This is a genomic window from Herbaspirillum sp. CAH-3 (assembly GCF_009668275.1).
GTDB lineage: Bacteria > Pseudomonadota > Gammaproteobacteria > Burkholderiales > Burkholderiaceae_D > Herbaspirillum > Herbaspirillum aquaticum.
The window spans coordinates 93,248-119,976 of record NZ_VSWE01000007.1 but is presented as its reverse complement, the minus strand read 5'-3'; the positions used below and the strand labels follow the sequence as shown (position 1 = coordinate 119,976).

25 protein-coding genes are annotated in these 26,729 nt (G+C 61.3%); 6 read left to right on the top strand and 19 right to left on the bottom strand.

The window, feature by feature from the left end:
• Nucleotides 1–6: 6 nt before the first annotated feature.
• From sdhA to FYB76_RS10670, 4 genes are all read right to left on the bottom strand, one after another.
• Entirely contained in the window at nucleotides 7–1,785 is a 1,779-nt protein-coding gene (sdhA, locus tag FYB76_RS10685; RefSeq protein ID WP_034333989.1) for a succinate dehydrogenase flavoprotein subunit, read from the bottom strand.
• A gap of 2 nt (nucleotides 1,786–1,787) precedes the next feature.
• Nucleotides 1,788–2,153, bottom strand: a complete 366-nt coding sequence (gene sdhD / locus FYB76_RS10680) for a succinate dehydrogenase, hydrophobic membrane anchor protein (protein ID WP_088753354.1) — start codon at nucleotides 2,151–2,153, stop codon at nucleotides 1,788–1,790.
• Between the two features lie 2 nt (nucleotides 2,154–2,155).
• The gene (gene sdhC, locus FYB76_RS10675) at nucleotides 2,156–2,566 is read right to left on the bottom strand and encodes a succinate dehydrogenase, cytochrome b556 subunit (RefSeq protein WP_034333991.1); all 411 of its coding nucleotides are present in this window, start codon (nucleotides 2,564–2,566) and stop codon (nucleotides 2,156–2,158) included.
• 166 nt (nucleotides 2,567–2,732) lie between these two features.
• Nucleotides 2,733–3,518, bottom strand: a complete 786-nt coding sequence (locus FYB76_RS10670) for a GntR family transcriptional regulator (protein ID WP_088753353.1) — start codon at nucleotides 3,516–3,518, stop codon at nucleotides 2,733–2,735.
• 468 nt (nucleotides 3,519–3,986) lie between these two features.
• Here FYB76_RS10670 and FYB76_RS10665 point away from each other — a divergent pair, with 468 nt between their 5' ends.
• From FYB76_RS10665 to FYB76_RS10645, 5 genes are all read left to right on the top strand, one after another.
• The gene (locus FYB76_RS10665) at nucleotides 3,987–4,976 is read left to right on the top strand and encodes a malate dehydrogenase (protein WP_034350453.1); all 990 of its coding nucleotides are present in this window, start codon (nucleotides 3,987–3,989) and stop codon (nucleotides 4,974–4,976) included.
• Between the two features lie 117 nt (nucleotides 4,977–5,093).
• Nucleotides 5,094–6,095, top strand: coding sequence for a CoA ester lyase (locus FYB76_RS10660; RefSeq protein WP_154133625.1), 1,002 nt, complete (start codon nucleotides 5,094–5,096; stop codon nucleotides 6,093–6,095).
• Nucleotides 6,096–6,115: 20 nt separating this feature from the next.
• Nucleotides 6,116–6,658, top strand: coding sequence for a hypothetical protein (locus tag FYB76_RS10655; protein ID WP_088753351.1), 543 nt, complete (start codon nucleotides 6,116–6,118; stop codon nucleotides 6,656–6,658).
• Between the two features lie 142 nt (nucleotides 6,659–6,800).
• Nucleotides 6,801–9,512, top strand: a complete 2,712-nt coding sequence (gene acnA, locus FYB76_RS10650) for an aconitate hydratase AcnA (protein WP_154133624.1) — start codon at nucleotides 6,801–6,803, stop codon at nucleotides 9,510–9,512.
• Nucleotides 9,513–9,665: 153 nt separating this feature from the next.
• Entirely contained in the window at nucleotides 9,666–10,913 is a 1,248-nt protein-coding gene (locus FYB76_RS10645; protein WP_154133623.1) for a DUF2863 family protein, read from the top strand.
• 245 nt (nucleotides 10,914–11,158) lie between these two features.
• On the opposite strand, the gene FYB76_RS10640 is transcribed toward FYB76_RS10645, so the two are convergent.
• The 13 genes from FYB76_RS10640 to FYB76_RS10580 form a co-directional block, all read right to left on the bottom strand.
• A complete protein-coding gene (locus FYB76_RS10640) occupies nucleotides 11,159–11,665 on the bottom strand; it encodes a chemotaxis protein CheW (protein ID WP_006463271.1) in 507 nt (168 codons plus the stop codon).
• Nucleotides 11,666–11,683: 18 nt separating this feature from the next.
• Complete coding sequence (gene cheA / locus FYB76_RS10635) at nucleotides 11,684–13,855, bottom strand: chemotaxis protein CheA (RefSeq protein WP_088753348.1); 2,172 nt, start codon at nucleotides 13,853–13,855, stop codon at nucleotides 11,684–11,686.
• Between the two features lie 54 nt (nucleotides 13,856–13,909).
• Nucleotides 13,910–14,275 (bottom strand): response regulator, encoded by a 366-nt coding sequence (locus FYB76_RS10630; RefSeq protein ID WP_006463269.1) that lies wholly within the window; start codon nucleotides 14,273–14,275, stop codon nucleotides 13,910–13,912.
• Nucleotides 14,276–14,404: 129 nt separating this feature from the next.
• Nucleotides 14,405–14,959, bottom strand: a complete 555-nt coding sequence (locus FYB76_RS10625) for a chemotaxis protein (protein WP_088753347.1) — start codon at nucleotides 14,957–14,959, stop codon at nucleotides 14,405–14,407.
• Between the two features lie 85 nt (nucleotides 14,960–15,044).
• Entirely contained in the window at nucleotides 15,045–15,983 is a 939-nt protein-coding gene (motB, locus tag FYB76_RS10620) for a flagellar motor protein MotB (RefSeq protein WP_088753346.1), read from the bottom strand.
• 79 nt (nucleotides 15,984–16,062) lie between these two features.
• On the bottom strand, nucleotides 16,063–16,923 hold the full coding sequence (motA, locus tag FYB76_RS10615) for a flagellar motor stator protein MotA (RefSeq protein ID WP_088753345.1): 861 nt from the start codon (nucleotides 16,921–16,923) through the stop codon (nucleotides 16,063–16,065).
• Nucleotides 16,924–17,112: 189 nt separating this feature from the next.
• On the bottom strand, nucleotides 17,113–17,907 hold the full coding sequence (locus tag FYB76_RS10610; protein ID WP_154133622.1) for a class I SAM-dependent methyltransferase: 795 nt from the start codon (nucleotides 17,905–17,907) through the stop codon (nucleotides 17,113–17,115).
• A 96-nt stretch (nucleotides 17,908–18,003) separates the two neighbouring features.
• Nucleotides 18,004–18,618 (bottom strand): flagellar transcriptional regulator FlhC, encoded by a 615-nt coding sequence (gene flhC / locus FYB76_RS10605; protein ID WP_088753343.1) that lies wholly within the window; start codon nucleotides 18,616–18,618, stop codon nucleotides 18,004–18,006.
• Nucleotides 18,619–18,795: 177 nt separating this feature from the next.
• On the bottom strand, nucleotides 18,796–19,113 hold the full coding sequence (gene flhD / locus FYB76_RS10600) for a flagellar transcriptional regulator FlhD (RefSeq protein WP_034334003.1): 318 nt from the start codon (nucleotides 19,111–19,113) through the stop codon (nucleotides 18,796–18,798).
• A 694-nt stretch (nucleotides 19,114–19,807) separates the two neighbouring features.
• Entirely contained in the window at nucleotides 19,808–21,004 is a 1,197-nt protein-coding gene (locus tag FYB76_RS10595) for a cystathionine beta-lyase (RefSeq protein ID WP_088753342.1), read from the bottom strand.
• A gap of 192 nt (nucleotides 21,005–21,196) precedes the next feature.
• On the bottom strand, nucleotides 21,197–21,607 hold the full coding sequence (locus FYB76_RS10590) for a hypothetical protein (RefSeq protein ID WP_154133621.1): 411 nt from the start codon (nucleotides 21,605–21,607) through the stop codon (nucleotides 21,197–21,199).
• The gene (rimO, locus tag FYB76_RS10585) at nucleotides 21,607–22,983 is read right to left on the bottom strand and encodes a 30S ribosomal protein S12 methylthiotransferase RimO (RefSeq protein WP_034334006.1); all 1,377 of its coding nucleotides are present in this window, start codon (nucleotides 22,981–22,983) and stop codon (nucleotides 21,607–21,609) included. Before rimO ends, FYB76_RS10590 begins: the two co-directional genes overlap by 1 nt.
• Nucleotides 22,984–23,159: 176 nt before the next feature.
• Nucleotides 23,160–23,786, bottom strand: a complete 627-nt coding sequence (locus FYB76_RS10580) for an FMN-dependent NADH-azoreductase (RefSeq protein ID WP_154133620.1) — start codon at nucleotides 23,784–23,786, stop codon at nucleotides 23,160–23,162.
• A 102-nt stretch (nucleotides 23,787–23,888) separates the two neighbouring features.
• On the opposite strand from FYB76_RS10580, the gene FYB76_RS10575 reads away from it, so the two are divergent.
• Complete coding sequence (locus FYB76_RS10575) at nucleotides 23,889–24,749, top strand: LysR family transcriptional regulator (protein WP_154133619.1); 861 nt, start codon at nucleotides 23,889–23,891, stop codon at nucleotides 24,747–24,749.
• A 297-nt stretch (nucleotides 24,750–25,046) separates the two neighbouring features.
• Here FYB76_RS10575 and phaR read toward each other — a convergent pair whose 3' ends face one another.
• Both phaR and FYB76_RS10565 read right to left on the bottom strand, forming a co-directional pair.
• Nucleotides 25,047–25,613, bottom strand: coding sequence for a polyhydroxyalkanoate synthesis repressor PhaR (gene phaR / locus FYB76_RS10570; RefSeq protein WP_008329998.1), 567 nt, complete (start codon nucleotides 25,611–25,613; stop codon nucleotides 25,047–25,049).
• 304 nt (nucleotides 25,614–25,917) lie between these two features.
• Nucleotides 25,918–26,658 carry a 3-ketoacyl-ACP reductase gene (locus tag FYB76_RS10565; RefSeq protein WP_058896064.1) on the bottom strand — a complete coding sequence of 247 codons (741 nt, stop codon included), beginning with the start codon at nucleotides 26,656–26,658 and terminating at the stop codon, nucleotides 25,918–25,920.
• Nucleotides 26,659–26,729: the final 71 nt, after the last annotated feature.

The following is a 26,729-nucleotide window of genomic DNA, read 5'->3' as shown; positions in this document are numbered from 1 at the left end:
GACCTCTTAGAAAGTACGTGCTTTAGGTTTGAAAGTCTCGACGGTCAGCGGCTGCATGTTGACCGGCTTGTAGTCGAGACGATTCCCCTCGGAGAACCACAGCGTATGCTTGAGCCAGTTCACGTCGTCGCGCTGCTCGTGGTCGCTTTGCGCGTGGGCGCCGCGCGATTCCTTGCGGGCTTCGGCCGAGGTGATGGTGGCCTTGGCGGTTTCGATCAGGTTGTCCAGTTCCAGCGCTTCCACGCGGGCGGTGTTGAAGACCTTGGACTTGTCCTTGAAGGAGACGTGCTTGCGACGCTCGTCCAGTTCCATGATCTTTTGAACGCCTTCCTTCAACAGGGCATCGGTACGGAACACGCCGCAGTACTTCTGCATGGTGGCGCGGATGTCGTTGGCCACGTCCTGCACACGTTCGGAACCGGTGCTGCTTTCCAGGTGAGCGATGCGTTCCAGCGAGCGGTCCAGGGCGCCGGCCGGGATCGGCTTGTGGCTCTGGTCCTGCAGGCGGCTGCCGACGATGTGGTTGCCGGCTGCGCGGCCGAAGACCACCAGGTCCAGCAGCGAGTTGGTACCCAGGCGGTTGGCGCCGTGCACCGACACGCAGGCGCATTCGCCGATGGCGTACATGCCCTGCACCACTTCCTTCATCGAACCACCCTTGGGCGCGACCACCTGGCCGTGGATGTTGGTGGGGATGCCACCCATCTGGTAGTGGATGGTCGGCACGACGGGGATCGGTTCCTTGGTCGCGTCGACGTTGGCGAACTTGTGGGCGATTTCCAGGATCGAGGGCAGGCGCTTCTTGATGGTATCGGCACCGATGTGGCGCAGATCCAGCAGCACGTGATCCTTGTGGGGACCGACGCCGCGGCCTTCCTTGATTTCCTGGTCCATCGAACGCGAGACGAAGTCACGCGGGGCCAGGTCCTTCAGGGTCGGCGCATAGCGCTCCATGAAGCGTTCGCCGTTGCTGTTGATCAGGATGCCGCCTTCGCCGCGCACGCCTTCAGTGATCAGCACGCCCGCGCCGGCCACGCCGGTCGGGTGGAACTGCCAGAATTCCATATCCTGCAGCGGCAGGCCGGCACGTGCCGCCATGCCCATGCCGTCGCCGGTGTTGATGAAGGCATTGGTCGATGCAGCCCAGATGCGGCCTGCGCCGCCGGTGGCGAACAGCGTGGTCTTGGCGTGCAGCATCATGATTTCGCCGGTTTCCATTTCCAGCGCCACCACGCCGAGGACATCGCCCTCTTCGTTGCGGATCACGTCCAGCGCCATCCACTCCACGAAGAAGTGGGTCTTGGCGCGCACGTTGCGCTGGTACAGGGTGTGCAGCAGCGCGTGACCGGTACGGTCTGCGGCCGCACAGGCGCGCTGCACCGGCTTTTCGCCCAGGTTGGCGGTGTGGCCGCCAAAGGGACGCTGGTAGATGGTGCCGTCCGGGTTGCGGTCGAAGGGCATGCCGAAGTGTTCCAGCTCGTAGACGGCCTTCGGTGCTTCGCGGCACATGAACTCGATGGCGTCCTGGTCGCCCAGGTAGTCCGAGCCCTTGACGGTGTCGAACATGTGCCAGTACCAGTTGTCTTCGGACATGTTGCCCAGCGAAGCGCCGATGCCGCCTTGGGCAGCCACGGTGTGCGAGCGGGTCGGGAAGACCTTGGACAGGACAGCGACGTTCAGGCCGGCTTCGGCCAGTTGCAGCGAGGCGCGCATGCCGGAGCCACCGGCGCCGACGATGACCGCGTCAAAGCGGCGGGTAGTGATGGCGGATTTGATAGCAGCCACGATTAGTTTCTCCAGAGAATCTGCGCAGCGTAGCCAGCGCAACCGATCAGCCACACGATAGTGGCAACTTGCAGGACCAGGCGGGTACCAACGGGCTTGACGTAGTCCATCAGGGCGTCACGCACGCCGATCCAGGCGTGGAAGAACAGCGCCATGAACACGGCAAAGGTGGCCACCTTGAACCATTGATGCGAGAACAGCGCCGCCCAGCCCTGGTAGCTGAAGTTGGTCGAGGTGAAGAAGCACACCAGCAGGATGACGGTGTAGACGGCCATGACGACGGCGGTCGCGCGTTGCGCCAGCCAGTCACGCAGGCCATAGTGGGCGCCGACGACCAGGCGCTTGGGTCCGATGTTGTTATCAGCCATTTTCAGAACACTCCGAACAGTTTCAATGCGACCAGGATCATCAGCGCGATGCTGACCACCAGGACAGTTGCCGAGGACTTGCGTGCGCTGTCCTTGTCCAGGCCAACGTGGTTGTCCATGATCAGGTGGCGGATGCCGGCGCAGAAGTGATGCAGGTAGGCCCAGGACAGCGCCAGGATGACGAGCTTGACGAACCAGCCCGAGACGAAGCCCTTGAGATAGGCGAAAGTACCTTCCGAGAGCAGGCTGCTGTCCAACAGGAACAGGATGAAAGGCAGCATCAGGAACAGGAACAGACCGCTGATGCGGTGCATGATCGAGACCAGAGCGGCCAAGGGCATGCGATAGCCGGCAATTTGGGTTAGGTGTATGTTACGAAATTGCGGCCGTTGTGGTTTAGCGGCTTCAGACATACAAGGTTCTCCTCAGTTTAAAACAATCATGCAATTTTCGCCGATTTTCGAAATCACCATCAACTTTTATTGCGCTTCGCAGCATGCCGAAAAGGCTTGACACCAGCCCTTCTGCGCTGGACAGGCAAGGCCCGTCCACCCCCGGCGATGACCGGTTTCGGTTTGCTCAGCTCAACTCGCTTTGGTAATGATGATTCGTCGTCAGGTACAGACCGCGCCGCATTTCCACCGGCTTGTCGCCATAGGTAAATGAAGCCCGCTCCACACTCAGCAACGGCGTTTGGGGCGTCACGCCCAGAAACTCTGCGGCATCCGGATCCGCCCCGACGGCACGGATGCGTTCTTCGGCACGGATCATGCGCGTGCCGAACTCGGACTCGAACAGGCCATACAGGGGCCCGCGGTATTCCATGAGGCGCTCGGCCGTCAGCCCCTTGAAGATGGCGCCAGGCAGCCAGATGTCTTCGAGGATGATGGGAGTGCCGTTGAAGGATTTTACCCGGCGAATGAAAATGACGGAGTCGCCCGACTTCATGTCGAGCTGACGCGCCACTTCGGCCGAGGCGCGTACGCGCTTGACTTCGATGATCTTGTTTTCGGGACGCTGCGGCTCGTCGCTGTCGGCCATCAACCGCAGGAAACGGAACTGCGCCTGGGTCTCGTGATGGGTGGCCACGAAGGTCCCTTTGCCCTGGCGGCGCACCACCAGGTTTTCAGCAGCCAGTTCGTCGATGGCCTTGCGCACCGTGCCCTGGCTGACCTTGAATCGGCTACCCAGTTCGACTTCACTGGGAATGAGCTCACCGGGTTTCCACTCCCCTGCTTCGAGGCGCTGCATGATGAGCGCCTTGATCTGCTGGTACAACGGACTGAAGGTGGGCGCCGGACTGGCAGCACCCGCCCCCGCGGCGTGCGCGTCGACGTTGTTCGAATTGGGCAGGATCGAGCTCATAACCTCGAATTTCACCACAAAACTCCTTCCGGCGTCCAGCAAAAACTAGGCAATAATATGTCTTATATAAGACATAAGATATTGATTGACAGCAGTCTTTCGCAAGCCTACACTCGCGAGCAACCTGAAGAGCCGCAAGGCAGGCAGGGAGCGATCTACCGGTCAGTAGACGATAACGAGAATCGCTCTCATCAAGACCATTCCGGCGCGGCTGTTTTCTGCAGGCAGAACACAAGTTTGACAGGTTTTTGATTTGTCGGCAGAGCCCGGTCCGAAAGCAACTGACTCGCTGCGTTTTCGACGGTATCATGGCGGCCTAACAAGAATTCGAGGAAAACCGCGCATTTCTCATGCGCACCCCTGAAGCAACCGCTACACGGCCCTGCCGCGCCTTGCGCGACGTGACCGCAAGCTGCGCTTCGCTGCAGTCTGAATGCTTTTTTTCATCACCTCTTTTGGAGATTCAACATGGCTAAAGCCCCCATGCGTGTTGCCGTCACCGGCGCCGCCGGTCAGATCGGTTACTCCCTGCTGTTCCGCATCGCCAACGGCGACCTGCTGGGCAAAGACCAGCCGGTCATCCTGCAACTGCTGGAAATCCCCGATGAGAAGGCTCAGAAGGCGCTCAAGGGCGTCATCATGGAAATCGACGACTGTGCCTTCCCCCTGCTGGCTGGCGTGACCGCCCACAGCGATCCGATGACCGCCTTCAAGGATGCCGACATCGCCCTGCTGGTCGGTGCCCGTCCCCGTGGCCCCGGCATGGAGCGCAAGGACCTGCTGGAAGCCAACGCCCAGATCTTCACCGTGCAGGGCAAGGCACTGGACGCCGTCGCATCGCGCAACGTCAAGGTGCTGGTGGTCGGCAACCCGGCCAACACCAACGCCTACATCGCCATGAAGTCGGCCCCCAACCTGCCGGCCAAGAACTTCACCGCCATGCTGCGCCTGGACCACAACCGCGCGCTGTCGCAAGTGGCTGCCAAGATCGGCAAGCCGGTCTCGGCCATCGAAAAGCTGTGCGTGTGGGGCAACCACTCGCCGACCATGTACGCCGACTACCGCTTCGCGACCGCCGATGGCGCCTCCGTCAAGGACACCATCAACGACCAGGAATGGAACAAGAACGTGTTCCTGCCCACCGTCGGCAAGCGCGGCGCCGCCATCATCGAAGCCCGTGGCCTGTCCTCGGCCGCTTCGGCTGCCAACGCCGCCATCGACCACGTGCGTGACTGGGTGCTGGGCACCAACGGCAAGTGGACCACCATGGGTATCCCCTCCGACGGTTCCTACGGCATCCCCGAAGGCACCATGTTCGGCTTCCCGGTGACCACCGAAAACGGTGAGTACAAGATCGTCCAGGGCCTGGAGATCGATGAGTTCTCGCAAGAGCGCATCAACATCACCCTGAAGGAACTGCTGGAAGAGCGCGAAGGCGTCAAGCACCTGGTCGGCTAATTGACCACGGCGCGGCGGCCCTGTACGGGTGCCGCGCCGATCGTTTTGCAGTTTTGAAGTTTTGCAGTACGTGACATCAACCGTTCCGACAACCTTACCCCGCTCTCAATCGCAGCAATGCATCCTTCCCAGGTCTTGTTCCCAGGTGCCCAGCAACCGGTTTCGCTTCCGGTGTGCGATCACTACGCCGGCTCCGAAAAGCTGATGCGCAAGTCGATGGCCCTGCAGCAGGAGCTCGGTCCCTTGTTCGACATCACCTTCGACTGCGAAGATGGCGCTGCCGCCGGCAATGAAACCGCGCACGCCGAACTGGTCGCCTCGCTCATCGCCGCCCCCGGCAATGTCCACCGCCGCATCGGCGCGCGCCTGCACGACGTGGGCCATGCGCATTTCGAGCAGGACGTGGCCATCATCTGCGGTGCGGCTGCGCGCGAACTGGCTTACGTGATGTTGCCCAAGCCCGAAGGGGTCGACGACGTCCTGCGCGCCCTGGAGAGCATCAATCGGGCCGCCAATGCGGCCGGCCGCGCGCAGCTGCCGGTGCAGGTCTTGATCGAGACCCATGGCGCGCTGGCGGATGCCGGCAAGATCGCCGCCCTGCCCCAGGTGCAGTCGCTGTCGTTCGGGGTGATGGATTTCGTCTCGGCCCATTACGGGGCCATTCCCGGCAGCGCCATGCGCTCGCCCGGACAGTTTGACCATCCGCTGGTGCGCCGCGCCAAGCTGGAGATTGCCGCCGCTTGCCATGCGCACGGCAAGGTGCCGTCGCACAACGTGACCACCGACATCAAGAATCCCGCCGCCGTGGCTGACGATGCGCGCCGCGCGGCACAAGAGTTTGGCTATACCCGGATGTGGAGCATCCATCCGGACCAGATCGGCCCGATCGTGCAAGCCATGTCCCCGGCCACCGAAGAAGCCGAGCTGGCGGCACAGATCTTGCTCAAGGCGCAGGCGGTGCAGTGGGGCCCGATCCAGCATCAGGGCAACCTGCACGACCGCGCCAGTTATCGCTATTACTGGAGTATCCTGCAACGCGCGCACGCCACCGGCATCGCGCTGCCACCGGAGACTGCACCCTGGTTCGCCCGCGGCGACTCCCCCTCAACCACGCAGTAAACTTGTTTCGACCGACGTCCATGAAAAAGCACCTGACTCTCATCGCCCTGCTGGGCGCACTCTTCGCCACCGCCGGCATCACTGCGGCGCACGCCGAAACCGATACCAAACCGGCCGCCAAGAAAAAGGTCGTCAAGAAGGCGCCTGCCAAGAAGGCCGCTGCCGCTGCAGCCGCCGCAGCACCGGCAGCCAAGATGCCGTTCTCTTCCGAGGCCGAAGATGACGACAGCGAACCCGACCTGGGCGGCACCCTGTCGGCCGACTTCCAGTGCGAAATGGGCCACAAGCTGACCATCTGGAAGAACGAAGCCGACGACAAGCACATCGCCATCCGCTGGGACAAGCGCATCCACCGCCTGACCCGCGTGGAAACCACCACCGGCGCCAACCGCTTCGAAAACCGCAAGATGGGCCTGGTCTGGATCGGCATCCCGGCCAAGGGCCTGTTGCTGGATTCCAAGAAGGGCCAGCAGCTGGCCAACGAATGCAAGAACGCCGAGCAGATCAAGGCCGCCGAAGCAGCACCGGCAACCACCGTCGCTGCGGCACCCCAGAAGAACTGAGCCGGCAGGCAACCGCCAGCTCATCGCGTATCAAGCAACACAGAATCACAGAATCAGGCAGCACCCCGCAGTTCACCATTGCAGCGCAAACCGGATTCGACTAGCTAGCATCACTAAATTGCCAAATTAAGGAGAAGAGGCCATGTCTCGCAACACATTGAACACCCTGAAGGAATTCCCGATTTCCGGTTCCAAGAAGGGCAAGTTCTACTCCCTGCCCGCCCTGCAAAAGTCGCTGGGCGTGAATATCTCGCGCCTGCCGGTGTCGATCCGCATCGTGCTGGAATCGGTGCTGCGCAACTGCGATGGCCAGAAGGTCACCGAAGAACACGTCAAGCAACTGGCCAACTGGGGCGCCAAGGCCGCCCGCGTGGATGAGATCCCCTTCGTGGTGGCCCGCGTGGTGCTGCAGGACTTCACCGGCGTGCCGCTGCTGGCCGACCTGGCCGCCATGCGCAACGTCGCCAGCAAGCTGGGCAAGAACCCCAAGAACATCGAACCGCTGGTCCCCGTGGACCTGGTGGTGGACCACTCGGTGCAGATCGACCACTTCCGCGAGAAGAAGGCACTGGACCTGAACATGAAGCTGGAATTCTCGCGCAACAACGAGCGCTACCAGTTCATGAAGTGGGGCATGCAAGCCTTCGACACCTTCGGCGTGGTGCCCCCGGGCTTCGGCATCGTGCACCAGGTCAACCTGGAATACCTGGCACGCGGCGTGCACAACAAGGCCGGTGTCTACTACCCTGACACCCTGGTCGGCACCGACTCCCACACCACAATGATCAACGGCATCGGCGTGGTCGGCTGGGGCGTGGGCGGCATCGAAGCTGAAGCCGGCATGCTGGGCCAGCCGGTCTACTTCCTGACCCCGGACGTGGTCGGCGTGAACCTGACCGGCGCCCTGCGCGAAGGCGTTACCGCCACCGACCTGGTGCTGACCATCACCGAACTGCTGCGCCAGACCAAGGTCGTGGGCAAGTTCGTCGAATTCTTCGGCGAAGGCACCGAATCGCTGTCGCTGACCGACCGCGCCACCATCGCCAACATGGCACCGGAATACGGCGCCACCATGGGCTTCTTCCCGGTCGACGACGCTACCATCGACTATTTCAAGGGCACCGGCCGCACCAAGGCTGAAATCGACGCCTTCGAAGCCTATTTCAAGGCACAAGGCCTGTACGGCGTGCCCAAGGCCGGCCAGATCGACTACACCCAGGAAGTCTCCCTGGACCTGGGCACCGTCGCCCCGTCGCTGGCGGGTCCGAAGCGTCCGCAAGACCGCATCGAGATCGGCAACGTCAAGTCCACCTTCTCGGACCTGTTCACCAAGCCGACCGCTGAAAACGGCTTCAACAAGAAGGCCGAAGACCTGACCGCGTCCTACAAGAACGCCGATGGCGTGGATGTGCACAACGGTGACGTGCTGATCGCCGCCATCACCTCCTGCACCAACACCTCCAACCCGAGCGTGCTGCTGGCCGCTGGCCTGCTGGCCAAGAAGGCCGTGGAAGCCGGCCTGAAGGTGGCCCCGCACATCAAGACCTCGCTGGCCCCTGGCTCGCGCGTGGTAACCAAGTACCTGGAAGCGGCAGGCCTCTTGCCGTACCTGGAAAAGCTGGGCTTTGGCGTGACCGCCTACGGTTGCACCACTTGCATCGGCAACGCCGGCGACCTGACCCCGGCCATGAACGAAGCCATCGTCAAGAACGACGTGGTGGCCGCCGCCGTGCTGTCGGGCAACCGCAACTTCGAAGCCCGTATCCACCCGAACATCCGCGCCAATTTCCTGGCCTCGCCTCCGCTGGTCGTGGCTTACGCCATCGCCGGCAATGTCACCCGTGACCTGATGACCGAACCGGTCGGCAAGGGCAAGGGCGGCAAGAACGTCTACCTGGGCGACATCTGGCCGACCTCGCAAGAGATCGAAAAGCTGCTGAAGTTCGCCATGAACGCCAAGACCTTCAAGGAAAACTACGCCGATGTGAAGGGCGCTCCCGGCAAGCTGTGGGAAGCCATCAAGGGCGTCGCCAAGGGCGAAGTCTACAACTGGCCGAGCTCGACCTACATCGCCGAGCCGCCGTTCTTCGAGAACTTCAGCGAAGAGCCCAAGGCTGCCGCCACCGGCATCAGCGGCGCGCGTGCCCTGGGTGTGTTCGGCGACTCGATCACCACCGACCACATCTCCCCGGCCGGTTCCATCAAGGAATCCAGCCCAGCCGGCAAGTGGCTGCAAGCCAATGGCGTGCTGAAGGCTGACTTCAACTCCTACGGCTCGCGCCGCGGCAACCACGAGATCATGATGCGCGGCACCTTCGCCAACGTGCGTATCAAGAACCTCATGATCCCGGCCAAGGAAGACGGCTCCCGCGTCGAAGGCGGCATCACCATTCACCAGCCTTCCGGTGAAGAAATGTCGATCTACGACGCCGCCATGAAGTACGTGGCTGAAGGCACCCCGACCATGGTCTTCGGTGGCGAAGAGTACGGTACCGGCTCCTCCCGCGACTGGGCTGCCAAGGGCACCCAGCTGCTGGGCGTGAAGGCCGTGATCGCACGTTCCTTCGAGCGTATCCACCGTTCCAACCTGGTCGGCATGGGCGTGCTGCCGCTGCAGTTCCTGGGCAACGACAGCGTGCAGTCGCTGGGCATCACCGGTGAAGAAAGCTTCGACCTGAAGGGCCTGGAAGGCGAGATCAAGCCGCAACAGGAAGCCACCCTGGTGATCCACCGCAAGAACGGCCAGACCCAGGAAGTCAAGCTGCTGCTGCGTATCGACACCCCGATCGAAGTGGACTACTACAAGCATGGCGGCATCCTGCCGTTCGTGCTGCGTCAACTGCTGGCAGCCTAAGCAGCGCACGTCCTACCCTGCAGCAAGGAAAACGCCGGATTCGTCCGGCGTTTTTTATTGCCCCTTGGCGCTGCGCAAAGGCCGCGGCGGCTGACAGGGCTGACAAATCATCTACAATAGGCGGTTTCGTTTCCACACCTACAGATAGCCTACATGCGTCGTCCCGCCAAACGTTCCTCCTCCAAGCTTTCTGCCGACAGCCAGCATCTGGTGACTTTTGCGCAAGCCATCGCGCAAGCCTCCAGCCGGCTCGAAGAGCGCGCCTGGCTCAAGCCGCTGGACGCCCTGCTCAACAAGCTGCTGCGGGCCGGCCAGCAAGGCCTCATCGATGCTGCCCTGGATCATCTCTTCAAGGCCGACCTGGATGCCTATGACATCCTGATCGAAGCCGTCGAGGCCGGCAGCGAGGCCACCTCGCTGGAACACGAGGGCCAGGATTACGACGTGCAGCTGCTGGTGCTGCCGGTACTGGCCTGGACTCGCTTCGCCATCGCCTCCGGCCCCATCGGCAGCGAGCTGCTCACCGCCATCGGCGCGCACCTCCATGCCCACGTCCTGGCCAAGGATGCCCGCCTGGCGCTGGCCCCGAGCCTGTTCTCGATCGAGCAGCTGCCGCGCGTACACGCCGACGTTTTTGCCCTGACCCGCCAGATGGGCCAGACCGCCCTGAAAGCCGGCCCGGTGCAGCTGCGCGGCGAACAACCGCCGACCGCCGCTTTCCTTGCCGACACCCGCTACGTGATCGCTGCCGTCGTGGTGCCGGCCGGCGCAGCGCTGTTCCACTGGCAGGAAAGTGAACAGCAGAGTCACTTCTCGGCCAGGAAAGAGGCCGCCTTCGAGGCCTGGACCCAGCAGGCCACGCCGCTCTTCACGCGTCTTCTGCCAGGCTGCAGCGTCGAGCTGCTGCTGCCGCAAGCCTATTTCTTCGGCTGCCGCGAGGCCGACAAGCGCATCCGCCCGGCGTCCATCCGCGCTGCCGATTACTTCCTGACGCAGACCCTGGACATTTCCTCCTCCGAGCTGCACGCCAGCATCGGCGGCTTTTCCGAGGACATCAATGGCCAGATCGATGAATACCGCATCGGTTTTTCCATCGGCGGCGATCCCACCGTCGTCTATGGCACGGTCTGGCCGCTGTATGAACAGGAGAGTGGCGAAGACTTGCCCATGATGATCCCGACCGGTGCGGGTCTGCTGGAGGGCATGCCAACCAGCCCGCTGCAGCAGATCCTGACGGTGCTGCGCGAATGCGGCATCGTGCACATCAAGCATCATGCAGAACGCTTCACCATGGAGTTTTGCGACGACTGTGGCGCACCGCTCTTCCCTGACCGCGAAGGTGAACTGGTGCATGCGGAAATGCCGGAAGATACGCCTCCTCCGGTCGAGCATTTCCACTGAGAGATGAAGCAAAGTCCTGCCGGGAGGCAGGACGCGCGGTCCCGGGCAAAGCCGGCGCGCACAAAACTTCACAGGCGCTGGAAAGCGCCCATAAAAAAGGCATCCACCACACGGCGGATGCCTTTTTCTCTTCTGTATCGGGCTATGATGCCCGCTTTTCCTGCGGTACCGAATGACGACGGGCGCCAGATCCGGACTGCGTCTCCTCCGGATCCCGTACTGCCAGGCTGCAGAGCCTCAATGAATCAGGCAGCCAGCTTTTCGATCAGGCCCATTTCGGCGCTGGACATGAGCTTGTCGATGTCCACCAGGATCAGCATGCGCTGTTCCAGGGTGCCCAGGCCGATCAGGTAGTCGGAGTCGAAGGTGGTGCCCATCTCCGGTGCCGGCTTGATCTGTTCCTGGGTCAGGGTGATGACGTCGGACACGCTGTCGACCACCATGCCCACGACGCGGCCGCCGATGTTGAGGATGATGACGACGGTGAACTGGTCATAGGTCGGCTCGCCCAGCTGGAACTTGATGCGCATGTCCACGATGGGGACGATGATGCCGCGCAGGTTCACGACGCCCTTGATGAAGTCGGGCGAATTGGCGATGCGGGTCACGGCTTCGTAGCCGCGGATTTCCTGAACCTTCAGAATATCGATGCCGTATTCTTCCTTGCCCAGGGTAAAGGCGAGAAATTCGTTTCCGTTGCTGTCGGTCTTTTCGCCGAAGCCGGAAAGATTCTTGGTTGCAGTGTCAGACATGTTGAGGCCCTTTAAAAATCAGGAAAATACAGATTCGTCATTCAGTTGGCGGCTGGATCGCAGCAAGGCTGCCACATCGACAATCAGGGCGACGCCGCCGTCGCCCAGAATGGTAGCACCGGAAATGCCAGCGACCTTTCGATAGTTGGATTCCAGGTTCTTCACAACGATTTGCTGTTGTCCGATCAGGTCATCCACGAAAAGTGCCGCCTTTTTCCCATCTGACTCCAAAATGACCACCAATCCTTGCGAGGGATCGGTAAATGAAGGCTCGATGTTGAAAATCTGATAAAGCGGGATCAGCGGCAGATATTCGCCGCGCACGCGCAGCACCTGGCCCTGACCGGAGATCTCTTTGATATCTTGCGGCAAAGGCTGCAAAGATTCAACCACATATCCAAGCGGCAATATGTAAACTTCTTCACCGATCCGGATCGACATGCCGTCCAGGATCGCCAGCGTCAGCGGCAGCGAGATCGAAATCGTGGTGCCGAAGCCCTTGCTGGAGCGGATATCGACCGCGCCGCCCATGGCCAGGATGTTGCGCTTGACCACATCCATGCCCACGCCACGGCCGGAAACGTCGGTGACCTGCTCGGCGGTAGAGAAGCCGGGCTCGAAGATCAGTTGCCAGACCTCGGCATCGGTCAGGCTGTCGGTCACCGGCATGCCCTGCTGCTTGGCCTTGGCCAGGATCTTGTCGCGGTTCAGGCCGCCACCGTCGTCGGTGACTTCAATGATGATGTTGCCGCCCTGGTGCTCGGCAGACAGTGCCAGCACGCCCGCTTCGCCCTTGCCGGCGGCGCGGCGCGCCTCGGGCAGTTCGATGCCGTGGTCGATGCTGTTGCGCACCAGGTGGGTGAGCGGATCGACGATGCGTTCAATCAGGCCCTTGTCCAGCTCGGTGGCTGCGCCGTGGGTGACGAACTCGACCTGCTTGCCCAGCTTGTGCGCGAGGTCGCGCACCATGCGCGGGAAGCGCGAGAAGACGTAATCCATCGGCATCATGCGGATCGACATCACCGATTCCTGCAGATCCCGGGTATTGCGGCTCAACTGGCTGACGCTGTTGAGCAGGTGTTCGTGATGCATGGGATCGAGCTTGCCAACGCGCTGCTCGATCATGGCTTGGGTGATCACCAGTTCGCCCACCAGGTTGATGAGCTGGTCGACCTTTTCGATGCTGACACGGATCGACGAGGATTCCTGGCCGGTGCCACCCTTGGCCGCCTTCTTCTCGCCGCCATGGTCACCATGCAGGTGGCCGTCGTCGTGATGGCCGTTGCCATTGCCGCCATTGCCGCCATGACCGTTGCCACCGGCGGGGGCAGCCGCCTCGCCATCGTTCTTTTTGGCGCTGATGTCCAGCGGCACGAAGGGAGCAAAGAAACCGTAGCCCTGCTCGCGCTCCTTGTCTTCGATGGCGGTCTGGTTATCGAAGAAACCATAACCCTGGGCGCGCTCGCGCTCTTCCTGGGTGACGAAATTGTCGAAGAAACCATAGCCGCGCTCTTCGTCGCTGCTCTTGGCGGCTTCAACGGCTTGCGAAATCTTCAGGTCGGCCACGTTCACGATGAAGGCGCAGATGGCGACCACGTCATCGATCGGTTCGGCCGTGTCGAGGATGAAAATCCAGTTCCCCTCGGGCGACTTGGATTTTTCCAGCTTGCCGAGCATGGACAGCTCGTCGGCCAGGGCCTCGGCATCCTTGTCGGCGATCACCGGCATGTCCAGCCGGTAGCGGTGCACGCCACCGGGACCGACCACGGCCGCTTCGGCCGCCGCAGCGGCGCTGGAACTCTTGCCCTGCGACAGCGCCTCCAACAGCATGCGCACGTCGCCCACGGCATCCTGGTCGACCGTGGCGCCGTGCTTGTGCCCGTCCAGCATGGACTTGAGCACATCCTTGGCAGCCAGGAAGGCATCTACGTGTTCCGAGGTCAGCTTCATCTGGCCCTGGCGGATGCGATCCAGCAGCGACTCCAGGACGTGCGTGACTTCAGCGATGTCGGTCAGGCCGAAGGTGGACGAACCACCCTTGATCGAATGGGCGGCACGAAACACCGCGTTGAGGTCTTCCGGATCGGGAGACGCCACATTGACGGCCAACAACAGCTTTTCCATTTCCGCGAGCCCTTCCTCGGCCTCGTCGAAAAAGACCTGGAAAAACTGGCTCATATCAATGCTCATGCCTGGGCTCCATGCTGGATGCAGTACGTATCTTCTTCTTGTCCCGGCAACAGATCAGCCGATCACCTTGCGCACCACCTCGGTCAGGCGCTGCGGGTCGAAGGGCTTGACCAGCCAGCCATTGGCGCCGGCGGCCTTGCCCTTGGCCTTCATCTCGTCACTGAACTCGGTGGTCAGCATCAGGATGGGCACGCGCGCGTAACTGGTCAGCTCGCGCAGGGAGCGGATCAGGGTCAGGCCGTCCATGCGCGGCATGTTCTGGTCGGTCAGGACCAGGTCGAAGGTATGCGTCTTGGCCTTTTCCAGCGCGTCCACCCCGTCGACCGCCTCGGTCACGTTGTAACCCGCAGCTTTCAGACTGAATACCACCATCTGACGCAGTGACCCGGAATCATCTACTGCGAGAATCGTTTTGGACATCGTTACTCCCTGTTTCTTCAATAAGGCTCATGCGCGTATGCATTATGCCGCACCCTTGGCCACCGACCTATCGCCCAGCCAAGGCCGGAATGACCTAGTTCAATCTTGTACCACTCAGCCAGCCACCGCTCAGAACAGCTCGATGTCGCCACTTTCCATGCGGGTCTGGCGCACTGCCTTCCACAGCCCGGTGTCGAGCATGTTGAGGCGCTCTTCGATGGCCTGCACCGTGCTGGCCAGCAATTCCCTGACCTCTTCGTCGGACTGGCCCTGCTCCGGGACGATCTCGAAGCTGTTCGCACTCAGGACCCCCAGCGCCTCACGCAGGCCGATCACGCGGCGTACGATACGCTCCAGCAACTGGCTGGTCATGTCCTGGAACTGCAGGCCGGTCACGGCCGCGTTGACATAGTGGCTGACTTCACCCTGGGTCACCTTGAGCTGATCGATGCTGTCGCTGTCGAACTGGCCGCTGCCATTCATCAGGCCTTCCAGGATGGTCTGCTGTGCCTGGACCGCGCGGTGCAGCTCCATGAAACTGTTGCCCAGCTTGCCGATGGCTTCGCCCAGCAGGATGTTGGTCTGGACCAGGTCCGACTCCACTTCCGTCAATTGGCGGCTGCCGCCGCTGGCAGTATCGAGCAACAAGCGCTTGAGCTCCTGCAGCATGGTCTTGGTCGGCATATCCGGCTCTCTTCCCCTGTTCAATTGGAACACTTCTGCTTCATTGGCAAACCCTGCGCAAGCCACCCCGTCCCGGTGCCTGCCGTCAGTTCTTCGGCGGCGCGCTCAGTCCCTGCTGCACGTCGTCATCGGTGGCGTCGGTGGGCACGTTCAAGGAGCCACTATCCTTTTCCACCAGCTCTTCGGCCTTCTTGTTCATCACGATGATGCTGATGCGGCGGTTGATCGGGTTGAACGGATCTTCCTTGTCCAGCAGCACCGCCGAGGACAGGCCCACCACCCGCAGCACCTTCGATTCATCCATGCCGCCGGTAATGAGTTCGCGGCGCGAGGCATTGGCACGGTCAGCCGACAATTCCCAGTTGCTGTACCCCTTCTCGCCGCGCGAATAAGGCGTCGCATCGGTGTGGCCGGACAGGCTGATCTTGTTGGGCACATCGTTCAGGGTGCGGCCGATCTCGTGCAGGATTTCCTTGGTGTAGGGCTGCAACTGCGCACTGGCCAGGGCAAACATGGGACGGTTCTTTTCGTCCACGATCTGGATGCGCAGGCCTTCCGAAGTGATGTCGATCAACAGCTGGTTCTTGAACTGCTTCAAGGTCGGGTTGGAGTCGATGGCCTTTTCCAGGCGCGACTTCAGTTCCTCCAGGCGGGTGCGCTCGGCGCGCTCCAGCTCCTGCTGTGCCTGTTTCAGGTTCTGCTTGCGCGAGACCACATCGTTCTCGCCCTTGCGCAGCTGGCCGTCCTGGCGGGTCAAGTCCTTGCCGCCGCCGGGCAGCACCGTGTTGGCGTCACCACTGCCGGAACCACCGGCCATGGCCACCTTCAGCGGCGTCTTGAAGTATTCGGCGATACCATTCAGGTCGCCCTTGGCGGTCGAACCCAGCAGCCACATCAGCAGGAAGAAGGCCATCATCGCGGTCACGAAGTCGGCATAGGCAATCTTCCAGGCGCCACCGTGGTGACCCCCGCCGCCTTTCTTGATCCGCTTGACGATAATGGGACGTAGACCTTCGTCGGCCATGCCTGTGCTCCTGCTTCAATACTGATGTCTGTGTGAATCGCCCTGCCTGCCGGCCTCCCCGGGCCGGCCTGCCGACCGCTTACTTGCCCTTGGCCTGCTTGACGTGCTCTTCCAGTTCAAGGAAGGTCGGACGTTCGGTCGAGAACAGGACCTTGCGGCCGAATTCGATCGACAGTGCCGGGGCATAGCCATTGAGGCTGGCCAGCAGCGTCACCTTCACGCACTGGTAGATCTTGGTCGATTCGTGCAGCTTCTGTTCCAGCAAGCTCGAGAGCGGGCCCACGAAACCGTAGGCCAGCAGGATACCGAGGAAGGTACCGACCAGCGCGTGCGCGATCAGCATACCCAGCTCGGAGGGCGGGATGCCCACCGATTCCATGGTGTGCACCACGCCCATCACCGCTGCCACGATACCGAAAGCCGGCATGCCGTCGCCCAGCTTGGCGATGCAGTGCACCGGAATCTCGCCCTCGTGGTGATGGGTCTCGATTTCGTTGTCCATCAGGTTTTCGATCTGGAACGCATCCATGTTGCCCGAGACCATCAGGCGCAGGTAGTCGGTCATGAATTCGATCAGGTGATGGTCCGCCAGCACGCCCGGATACTTGCTGAAGATGGGGCTGCTTTCCGGCTCTTCGATGTCGCCTTCGATCGACATCAAACCCTCTTTACGGGATTTGGTGAGGATCTCGAAGAGCAGTGCCATCAGCTCCATGTACAGCGCCTTGGTGTAGGTGCTGCCCTTGAAGACCGTAGGCAAGGCCTTCATGGTGGCCTTGATCGCCTTGTTGTTGTTACCGACCAGGAAAGCGCCCAGCGCGGCGCCGCCGATCATGAGCAGTTCGAGTGGCTGGAACAGTGCCCCCAGGTGGCCGCCCGACAGGGCAAAGCCGCCGAAGACGGACCCCATGACCACGATATATCCAATGATGACTAGCAAGTGCCTACTCCCGTCCCTGTGGCGTTGAGTGTATTTTCACGTTCGTCAGATTACAGGTATTCCAGTCAAGCAAATGGGGGAATACATATCCGAAAAACGCCCTTCCTTTTCGATTTACGGCTGAATTGGCGCAAACTTGATACGTCGCGTCTCGCAGCCCCTGTAAAGGCTCTCCTTGCTTGCGCACCCTCACATGCGCCACCCATGCAGCACCCTGCCCCCGTCCTCCGGCTCGACCACCACATCCGGGGTGGTCCCGTGGATATGGAATTCGTAGCTCAGAAGCAGCGTTCCCGGCTTCATCTCGGCGCGCGCCTTGTGCCACAGCGCCTCCATCGCCGCTGGCGACAGGTAGGCAAACACCACGTCATAGTTGCCGAAATCGAGCAGCAGGTAGTCGCCGCGTACAAAGCGGCAGCGATTGCCCGCCAGCGCCGCCCTGACCCGGCTTACCAGCCATGGCAGGGGTGCAATCTCGATACCGGTGAATTCACTGTCGGGCCGGCGGCGCGACAGGTCCAGCACGGCACCGCCCAGGCCGCTGCCGATATCCATGAAGCGGATCGGCCGCCCCTCTGGCAGCAGTCCGGCCACCGCATCCCAGGCAGTCTGCCCGGAAGGATAGAACGGCACCTGGCTGCGAAAGGTCGACCAGAACAGCACCAGCATGAACAGGAACACCGCCAGGAACACCCACGACGGCAGGTGCAGCTGGCCCGCGCCCAATGCAGCCACCGGGAATACCAGCAGGATCAGCCACCACCACGCCGCCATGCGGCGCAGGCGCGCCAGCAGGGCGGCCAAGACACCATGCAGCAAGGAAGTCTGGAGGGGGGAAAGAGGCGCCAGGCCTGCGCGCTGGAGCAGCACATCGGCCACATTGGCACCGACCAGGCCCAGCACGAACAGCAACAGGGCCTGGATGGCCGGCGCCTGCCACAGGGGCCTGCGCCCGGCGCCGGGGTGATTCTCAGGTTCGGACATCGAGGCAATCGGCCTTATTCTTTTTTGGTTGAACACCCTGGCCCATTACCGCCCTGCTGCTCGCACGCAGCAAGGCACTGGTGCATCCCTGCTGGCTCAGGCCACCGCGGCCAGCACCGGTTCGGCAGCCAGGGGCGCGGAAGCGGCGACCGGCAGCGCGCCTTCGACCAGACCCATGATGACCGCATCCTTGGCCTTCTTGGTCTTGCCGGCACGCGACGGCATGTGGCACAGCCCGCACAGGTAGTCCTGGTGCAAGTCCAGGCGATGCACCACGAAGTGGCCATGGCACTTGCAGCAAGGCGTGGTCATGAGCATCTTGCTTTCGAAGAAGCGCACCAGCGTCCAGGCACGGGTCAGCGAGAGCACGGGCTCACCGGCATCGTTGTAGCCGACTTGCTCCAGATACAGCTTGTAGGCCTTCATCACTGCCTCGATGCCACTGATGCGGGCATGCTCCACCAGATAGCGGTGGATGTTGATGAACAGCGACGAATGGATATTGGGCTGCCAGGTGATGAACCAGTCCGTCGAGAACGGCAGCATGCCCTTGGGCGGCGAGACGCCCTTCAATTCCTTGTACAGCTTCAGCAGGCGCTCACGCGACAGCGAAGTTTCCGATTCCAGCAACTGGAGGCGCGCCCCCAGGTTGATCAGTTCAATGGCCAGCTGAATTTCCTGCGCCTCTGTGACAACGCTCTTCTTAGCCATGGTGCTACCCCCCGGTGATTTCGTAATAAAACTGCCTGACCCCAATTCGCCGACCTTGGGCGGGCGAACTTTCAGGCATGAATGCAAGACTCAAACTGAATAACTGTGTAGAACGTCTTCCCCTCCGGCGCGTTGACTGTCCCTGGCCACGCCGGCCATGCTTTTTGTCTTGTTGTTTTACGAAATTTGTTCGCCGGGCTGACACGCCATCAGGATGGCCGCGTGTGACTGCGCCAGGCTCTTGTCCTTGTTGTAGTTGGTCAGCATGCCGAGGATGGCGCCGTCGTCGAAACGGAAACGGGTCAACATCATGTTGGTCGCCGCCAGTTTCATGATCTGCACGTTGGACAGGCCTTCGATCAGATCGGCGATTTCGGCGCTGATGCCCAGACGGAAGATTGCGGTCGGTTTGTCCGAACGGATCATTTGCTGCGCCAGCATGAGATAGCTCAGGTTGGCATCGCGGATCTCCGCCATCATGTCGTTGGTATTCATTTGCACCCCACCTCGGTAAGAACTTCCTACGGCTCACCCGGCGCAATGCTGCGTCGAGCTGCTTACAATCGCTTACATTTACTTGACTGCAAGCCAATTCTGAGGGGGGGCGGACAGGCGGGAAATTAGACTTGGTCGGTATTTTTCGACAGAAACGGACCGGAGCATCTTGTAGGAGTCTGTCCTACAGCGAGGGAGGATATTGATGAACTTTCATGTGCTGTGCGAGGAAGACTGAGCAGGCTCGCGACTTTCAGCGACAATCAGGAATTTCCCGATCAAAAGCTTTCTTGGTTGAAATGACAAAACAAAGTTGTCACACAAGAAACAAAATAAATTGTAAATCTTCGAGGTTTTCTCTTCGAATGTTGCTGGGGGACGACTAGCTCATCCAGATTTTTCATGAGACTGCTGAGTTCAACTGTAGTTTCCTTCAGCAGGTCGATGAAGAAAACTTGCAAGGATTTACGCAAGCTGAAGACTTTTGCGCAACGTCCTCACATCGAACCTGAAGATGTGCAACCCCGTATCGAGAATTACTACCATTTTATGACGCGCCTGGAGGTCTCAAATCGATAAACAGATGCGACATTTACCTTTATTCAATTTCTTGCGTGCAAACTGAGCAATGGGATGCGCAGCCCCCCCCTGCCCGCCTGCTGCGCGCTGACGTGGCACCAGGCGGGAGAGCGGCTTACAGCTTGCCCAGCGCCTGCTCGATATCGGCAATGAGGTCGGCGGGCGCTTCCAGCCCGATGTTGAAGCGCACCAGCACGCCTTCACGCTGCCACTGGCGGCGCATGCCACGCATGCGGTAGGGCACGCAGAGGCTATGCGCCCCGCCCCAGCTGTAGCCGATCTTGAAGAGCTGCAGGCTGTCGACGAAGCGGTCGGTCTGCTCTTCGCTGTAACGGGAATCGAAAATGACCGAGAACAAACCGCCCGCGCCCGTGAAGTCACGCTTCCAGTGGGCGTGCCCGGGGCAATCCTCAAAGGCCGGGTGCAGCACCGCCACGATTTCCGGGCGCTGCTTGAGCCAGGCCGCGACCTTGCGCGCGGCCGCGTCGTGGGCCTCGAAACGCAGGCGCATCGAGGACAGGCTGCGCAAGACCATGTAGACGTCATCCATGCCCACGCCGAAGCCCAGGCGCATGTGGGCCAGTTCCAGCTTCTCGTTGAGCGCCTGGTCGCGCACGATGACCGCGCCCATGAGCACATCCGAGCCGCCGGACTGGTACTTGGTGACCGCTTGCATGACGATGTCGACGCCGTGCTCGAAGGCCTTGAAGGCGATGCCGGCGGCCCAGGTATTGTCGATGGCCACCAGCACGCCCTTCTCATGGGCGGCGCGGCACAGGGCCGGGATATCGGGCACTTCCATGGACACCGAGCCCGGCGCCTCTGTCCACACCAGGCGGGTATTGGGCTGGATCAGGTCGGCCAGGCCGGCACCGATCATCGGATCATAGAAGCGTGCGGTGATCTGGAAATCGCGCTCCAGCCACTGGCCCAGGTCTTTGCTGGGGCCATACACGTTATCCGGCAGCAGCACATCGTCGCCGCTTTTCAAGAAGGCGAAGTTGACCATGGCGATGGCGGCCAGGCCACTGGGCGTGACCCGGCAATAGGTACCCCCCTCGATCTCGGCCAGCCGCGCTTCCAGCACGAAGCTGGTCGGGGTGCCGTGCAAACCGTAGGTGTAGCCCAGCTTTTCGCGCCAGTCGCGCGAACGCATGGCGGCCACGTTGGGAAAGAGCACGGTAGAGGCATGATGGATGCCGACCGGGAAGGCTTCAAACCCCTCCGGGGCGCGGTAGCTGCTGTGGACCAGTGCGGTCTGGGGGTCGAGCGGGAGAGAGGATGCGGGGGACGTTGCTTTGGAATCGGACACGGATCTGCCTCTGGAAACGATGGCGCCCCAGGGACGGGGCGCAAAGGTCTCACTATACGCGCAGCTTGTTCACATCGAAAGCAACAGAAGCGGCCGGATGGCCCGTGAAATGGCGACAATGGCGTAACAGCATGAAGCCTGTTTCATATCGCCTGTCAGCGCCGTCGTTTGGCCTTCGCGGCCTGCCGGCGCTCAGGGCAACTGCAAGGCAAAGGGCTTGCTGATGCTGCCATCGGCGCTGGACCAGGTCCCGGTGATGGACTGGCCCTGGCGGTGCCCTTCCCATTGACCGGAGACATCCTTGCCGTTGATCGATTCTTCCATCAACAGGTCATCGCCCTCGACCTCGCCGGCCACCAGGATTTCGGGTGAGCCGCCGAAGAAGAAGTAGCGCCCTTCGAGACCGTCCTCATTCTTCTTGGGCTGCAACGAGAGCTGGATGTCGCGCCCGTCGATCTGGCCGCGCAGCACCAGGGCGTGGGTCATCAGGGTCTTCTGCAGGGAACCTTCAGGCGCATTGGCGGCGGGGCCGGCGGTGGCCGCCCGCGCCGGCGTGAGCACGCTGGCACAGCACAGCACCAGCGCCGTCAGGAGCGAGCGCATCACTCAGCTGCGCCCCACAGGTCGTGGGCATCGGCGGCGGTGATGCGCACGTCGACGAACTGGCCCACTTCCAGCTTGCGATGGGGTTCGAACGGCGGCTTGACGTAGACCACGCCATCGATCTCCGGTGCATCCGAATAGGTGCGGCCGGTGCCGCCATTGCGGTCCACTTCATCGATGAGCACGCGCAGGGTCTTGCCGACCTTGGCTTGCAGGCGCTTCTTGGAGATTTCTTCCTGCAACTGCATGACGCGACCACGGCGTTCTTCGCGCACTTCTTCCGGCACCGGATTGGCGATCTCGTTGGCGGTCGCACCTTCCACCGGGGAATAGGCGAAGCAGCCCAGGCGATCGATCTCGGCTTCCTTCAGGAAGTCCAGCAGGTACTCGAATTCAGCCTCGGTCTCGCCGGGGAAGCCGGCGATGAAGGTGGAGCGGATCGTGATGTCCGGGCACAGGGCGCGCCAGGCCTGGATGCGCTCGATGTTCTTCTCGCCATTGGCGGGGCGTTTCATGCGCTTGAGCACGTCCGGATGGGCATGCTGCAGCGGCACGTCCAGGTAGGGCAGGATCTTGCCTTCGGCCATCAGCGGAATGATCTGGTCCACGTGCGGGTACGGATACACATAGTGCAGGCGCACCCAGGCGCCATACTGCTGGGCCAGTTCGCCCAGGGCACCGACCAGCTGGGTCATGTGGGTCTTGATCGGCTTGCCGTTCCAGAAACCGGTACGGAACTTCACATCCACGCCATAGGCGCTGGTGTCCTGGGAGATCACCAGCAATTCCTTGACGCCGGCCTTGAAGAGGTTTTCGGCCTCCAGCATGACGTCGGCGATGGGACGCGAGACCAGGTCGCCGCGCATGGAGGGGATGATGCAGAAGCTGCAGCGATGGTTGCAGCCTTCAGAAATCTTCAGGTAGGCGAAATGCTTGGGGGTCAGCTTGACACCCTGCGGCGGCACCAGGTCGATGAAAGGGGCATGCGGCTTGGGCAGGTGCTTGTGCACGGCCTGCATGACTTCGCCCACGGCGTGGGGGCCGGTCACTTCGAGGACCTTGGGGTGGATCTTCTGGATGATGTCGTCGCCGTCAGCATCCTTCTTGGCGCCCAGGCAACCGGTGACGATGACCTTGCCGTTTTCGTTCAGGGCTTCACCGATGGCATCCAGCGACTCCTGCACGGCGGCGTCGATGAAGCCGCAGGTATTGACGATCACCAGGTCGGCGCCGTCGTAGGACTTGGCGGTATCGTAGCCTTCGGCGCGCAGCTGGGTCAGGATCTGTTCGGAATCGACCAGTGCCTTGGGGCAGCCGAGGGAGACGAAGCCGACCTTGGGCAAGGCCGGGGTGGCGGGAGAAGACGGGTTGGACATGGCAGAAGGCTCAGTGAGACGGGCCGCAAACGGCCGAAAATACGGGAAAAAGCGAAAAATGCTTTAAAAATCAGGGCGCTATTGTACATCGTCCGCTTCCCGGCGCTCGAATTTGCCTATTTCTGTCCTGTCTTGACGGCAATCGGTGCGGTCTCATTCGTGGAGCTGCTTCAGGATCAGAAGCGGGAGGCGATGCCGGCCACCTGCTGCTCCACCTGTTGCCGGGTCCCTTCCGGATCGGCATTGACGACCGTAGGCGCATAGTGAATCTGGTGAATATCGGCTTCCTCCAAGCCCACGAACTGCAGCCAGTCCGACAGATAGGGAGTACTAAAGTCCGACCCAAAATTCGCCGGAATGCTACGGTGATACACACCGCTCGCATGTATGATGCAAGCCTTTCGGTCCTTGAGCAGGCCGCTGTATCCCGTCTCGAGATCGAAGCCGAATGCCCAGCCCGGCTGGGTGACGACATCAATGAATTGCTTGAGGACGTAGGGCAGTCCGTTGTTCCAGAGGGGAACATTGATCAGGTAAGCATCGGCAGACGCAAACCGATCAAATACCGCCTTGATGCCAGCCCATGCGGCTTTTTGTTCAAACGTCGCTTCGACGCCGGCAAACATCGCCATCTTGGCACCGACGGCCAGCTCGCCGAATTCGGGCAGCTCGCCGGAGAACAGATCGAACCGGTCCACTTCAACGGCCTTGCGCTTCTGCAGTTCACGCAGGAACACGTCTGCAAGCTGTAACGAACGGCTCTCTGCGCCACGCGAGGACGAATTGATATGCAAAATCTTCATGCTGTAGTTCCTCCTTGAACAAAATCGAGCCATGACTTTAATGCGACGATTTCGCGGCAGGAATTCCCAAAAAATAGTCGCCCTCTGGGCGTAAATACCCCGATGAATACTTTGCAGTGGGACGATGTTCGATACTTTCTGACCTTGAGCCGTGAGGGGAGCCTGTCAGCGTCGGCCAGGGTGCTGAAGGTCGAGCATTCGACGGTCGCGCGTCACGTGGACAATCTTGAAAAGACGCTGAGGGTCAAACTGTTTGATCGCCTGGCGCGAGGATGGGTATTGACCAAGGAAGGCGCCGAACTGTCCAAACAGGCCGAACTGCTGGAACAGGAAATGCACTCACTGTGGCGCGCCGCGCTGACCAGCACCACGTTGTCGGGCAAGGTGCGTGTGTCGGCACCGCCGATTCTGATGAGTGATTTTCTCGTTCCCCGACTGCCTGCTTTCCAGGAGAAATATCCCGATATCGAGCTGGAGGTGATCGGGGAGACACGCGGCGTCGACTTGACGCGCGGAGAAGCGGATATCGCATTACGCATGGTCGAGCCTGGCAGCCCTCAGTTGGTGGCGCGCCTGTTGTGCAACGTGAGCTACGGCGTCTATGCAACGCCGGCGTGGCTGGAGCGGCCGCAATCGGAGCGCAGTTTCATCGGCCTCGACCAGGACAGCCCCTGCCGCCAGAAAGCCTGGCTGGAGAACCAGGCGGACCGACCTCGATACGCGTTGCGGACCAATGACATTCATGCCATGTGCCACGCTGCGGTGTCCGGGATCGGCCTGGCGCTCTTGCCGCGTTTCATGGTGGCAGAAGAGACTCGGCTGGTGGCCGTCCCCATGCAGGAGACGCCACCGCCCTGCCCGCTCTATCTGGTCATGCATGCCGATGTGCGCAGGGCACCCCGCATTCGCGCGACGGCGGATTTCCTGATCGACCTGATCCAGTCGCACGCCCACCACTTCTGAGCCGGCCGACATCGTCCGCATCAGCGTTGGTCAGAGTGAATTTCGCATCATCAAGCGCTTGCTGGCACGACGCATGCACTCACGGCACTGCCTGCGGCTTTGCCTGTTGTCATGCTGACGGGGGAAGAAAGGGAAAATGAGAGCCTGGAGCAATGAACGGCTTGGCGACGATGCTTGCCTGGATGCCAGACGACAGCACCGACTCCGGCAGGCCAAGCGATCCATCCGGCTTCGCTTCAAAGGGCCGCTGAAGTTTTGCCGGTACCAGCCGGTACCGGCAAGCGGCAGAATGGACGTTTACTTCTTCTGGTCCGGCGGCGTGCCGGGAGCACCGAAGGGGAAGGTGCCGAACATGTTCTTGGTCTGGCTCTGCATCTGCTCCTGCATCTGGATGAACAGGTTCTTGCTCTGTTCGATGTAGTTGCTCATCATGCCTTGCATCATCGGACCTTGCACATTCATGAACTGCGTCCACATCTCGGGGCTGAAGGGCTTGCCTTCATAGAAGCCCTTGGAATTTTCAGCCAGCTTGTTCTGGATGTCGATGAAAGTCTGGATGTTCTTTTCCAGGTAGTTGCCCATCATGCCCTGCATGGCATGGCCATAGTAGCGGATGATCTGCGACAGCGCGCCGCTGGAGAACATCGGCACGCCGTGCGACTCTTCTTCCAGGATGATCTGCAGCAGGATGCTGCGGGTCAGGTCGTCGCCGCTCTTGGCATCGACCACGGTGAATTCTTCATTGTCCAGCACCAGTTGCTTCACGTCGGTGAGCGTAATGTAGGAACTGGTCTGGGTATCGTAAAGTCGGCGGTTGGGGTACTTCTTGATCAAGCGATCTGCCGAATTTTTTGCAGTAGTCATCTGAAGTCCAGTCTCTCTCTCATTGCAGCCGTCTTGCCGGCCTTGGTTTGCAGCGGTGGCGGGTGGCTTCGATGCAGTCCTCACCCGCAGGCGTCCGGGACATTGCGCTGTCCTCTCCTTGCTTCTTCTCTCTCCTGCTGTCTGCCGCCTGCTTTTTGCAGGGCAGCAACGCAAGCCATTATAGGGGTGAAGAGCGGCAAAAGGGGAGCCCTGACGTGCCAGACTGACAAAATCCCAGCCTGCGGCACACGTAAAAACGGCCACGCTTGCGGCACTGCCGCGTGCGTGGCCGTCGACGACGTCATCAGCCCATGTACAGGCCGCCGTTGAGCGAGAAGTCCGAGCCGGTGGCGTAGCCGCCTTCAGCCGAGGCGATCCAGGCGACGATGGAGGCGATTTCCTCCGGCTCGCCCAGGCGCTTGACGGGAATGCCGGAGACGATCTTCTCCAGCACTTCCGGACGGATCGCGCGCACCATGTCGGTACCGATGTAGCCAGGCGAGACCGTATTGACGGTCACGCCCTTGGTCGCCACTTCCTGTGCCAGCGCCATGGTGAAGCCGTGGATACCGGCCTTGGCGGTAGAGTAGTTGGTCTGGCCGAACTGGCCCTTCTGGCCGTTGACCGAGGAGATGTTGATGATGCGGCCAAAGCCACGCTCGCACATGCCCTCGATGACCTGCTTGGTAACGTTGAAGAGCGAATTCAGGTTGGTATCGATGACGGCGTCCCAGTCTGCCTTGCTCATCTTGCGGAACTGGCCATCACGGGTAATGCCGGCGTTGTTGACCAGCACGTCCACTTCGCCGATCTCGGCGCGCACCTTTTCGAAGGCTGCCTTGGTGGATTCCCAGTCCGAGACGTTGCCCTCGGATGCATGGATGTCGTAGCCGTGGGCGCGCATGGCCGCCAGCCAGGTGTCCTTGCGGGTGGAATTGGGGCCGCAGCCGGCCACCACGGTGTAGCCGTCCTTGCACAGACGGGTGCAGATGGCGGTTCCGATGCCGCCCATGCCACCGGTCACATATGCGATACGCTTGCTCATTGTGCTGCCTCCTATTGGGATGATGATTTATCGGGGAAAGCCCTGCTCCCCTCTTTCGCGTCTGCTGTGCG

Bases quoted from the DNA above. Each gene is read 5' to 3' on its own strand.
- FYB76_RS10590 (WP_154133621.1), bottom strand. From the start codon at position 21,607: ATGCGCTCGCTCCTGACGGCGCTGGTGCTGTGCTGTGCCAGCGTGCTC.
- sdhC (WP_034333991.1), bottom strand. From the start codon at position 2,566: ATGTCTGAAGCCGCTAAACCACAACGGCCGCAATTTCGTAACATACAC.
- FYB76_RS10610 (WP_154133622.1), bottom strand. From the start codon at position 17,907: ATGTCCGAACCTGAGAATCACCCCGGCGCCGGGCGCAGGCCCCTGTGG.
- sdhD (WP_088753354.1), bottom strand. From the start codon at position 2,153: ATGGCTGATAACAACATCGGACCCAAGCGCCTGGTCGTCGGCGCCCAC.
- phaR (WP_008329998.1), bottom strand. From the start codon at position 25,613: ATGACTACTGCAAAAAATTCGGCAGATCGCTTGATCAAGAAGTACCCC.
- FYB76_RS10575 (WP_154133619.1), top strand. From the start codon at position 23,889: ATGAATACTTTGCAGTGGGACGATGTTCGATACTTTCTGACCTTGAGC.
- FYB76_RS10630 (WP_006463269.1), bottom strand. From the start codon at position 14,275: ATGTCCAAAACGATTCTCGCAGTAGATGATTCCGGGTCACTGCGTCAG.
- FYB76_RS10655 (WP_088753351.1), top strand. From the start codon at position 6,116: ATGAAAAAGCACCTGACTCTCATCGCCCTGCTGGGCGCACTCTTCGCC.
- acnA (WP_154133624.1), top strand. From the start codon at position 6,801: ATGTCTCGCAACACATTGAACACCCTGAAGGAATTCCCGATTTCCGGT.
- FYB76_RS10660 (WP_154133625.1), top strand. From the start codon at position 5,094: ATGCATCCTTCCCAGGTCTTGTTCCCAGGTGCCCAGCAACCGGTTTCG.
- flhC (WP_088753343.1), bottom strand. From the start codon at position 18,618: ATGGCTAAGAAGAGCGTTGTCACAGAGGCGCAGGAAATTCAGCTGGCC.
- FYB76_RS10640 (WP_006463271.1), bottom strand. From the start codon at position 11,665: ATGTCTGACACTGCAACCAAGAATCTTTCCGGCTTCGGCGAAAAGACC.
- cheA (WP_088753348.1), bottom strand. From the start codon at position 13,855: ATGAGCATTGATATGAGCCAGTTTTTCCAGGTCTTTTTCGACGAGGCC.
- FYB76_RS10645 (WP_154133623.1), top strand. From the start codon at position 9,666: ATGCGTCGTCCCGCCAAACGTTCCTCCTCCAAGCTTTCTGCCGACAGC.
- flhD (WP_034334003.1), bottom strand. From the start codon at position 19,113: ATGAATACCAACGACATGATGGCGGAGATCCGCGATGCCAACCTGAGC.
- FYB76_RS10665 (WP_034350453.1), top strand. From the start codon at position 3,987: ATGGCTAAAGCCCCCATGCGTGTTGCCGTCACCGGCGCCGCCGGTCAG.
- FYB76_RS10670 (WP_088753353.1), bottom strand. From the start codon at position 3,518: ATGAGCTCGATCCTGCCCAATTCGAACAACGTCGACGCGCACGCCGCG.
- FYB76_RS10625 (WP_088753347.1), bottom strand. From the start codon at position 14,959: ATGCCGACCAAGACCATGCTGCAGGAGCTCAAGCGCTTGTTGCTCGAT.
- rimO (WP_034334006.1), bottom strand. From the start codon at position 22,983: ATGTCCAACCCGTCTTCTCCCGCCACCCCGGCCTTGCCCAAGGTCGGC.
- FYB76_RS10580 (WP_154133620.1), bottom strand. From the start codon at position 23,786: ATGAAGATTTTGCATATCAATTCGTCCTCGCGTGGCGCAGAGAGCCGT.
- FYB76_RS10565 (WP_058896064.1), bottom strand. From the start codon at position 26,658: ATGAGCAAGCGTATCGCATATGTGACCGGTGGCATGGGCGGCATCGGA.
- motB (WP_088753346.1), bottom strand. From the start codon at position 15,983: ATGGCCGACGAAGGTCTACGTCCCATTATCGTCAAGCGGATCAAGAAA.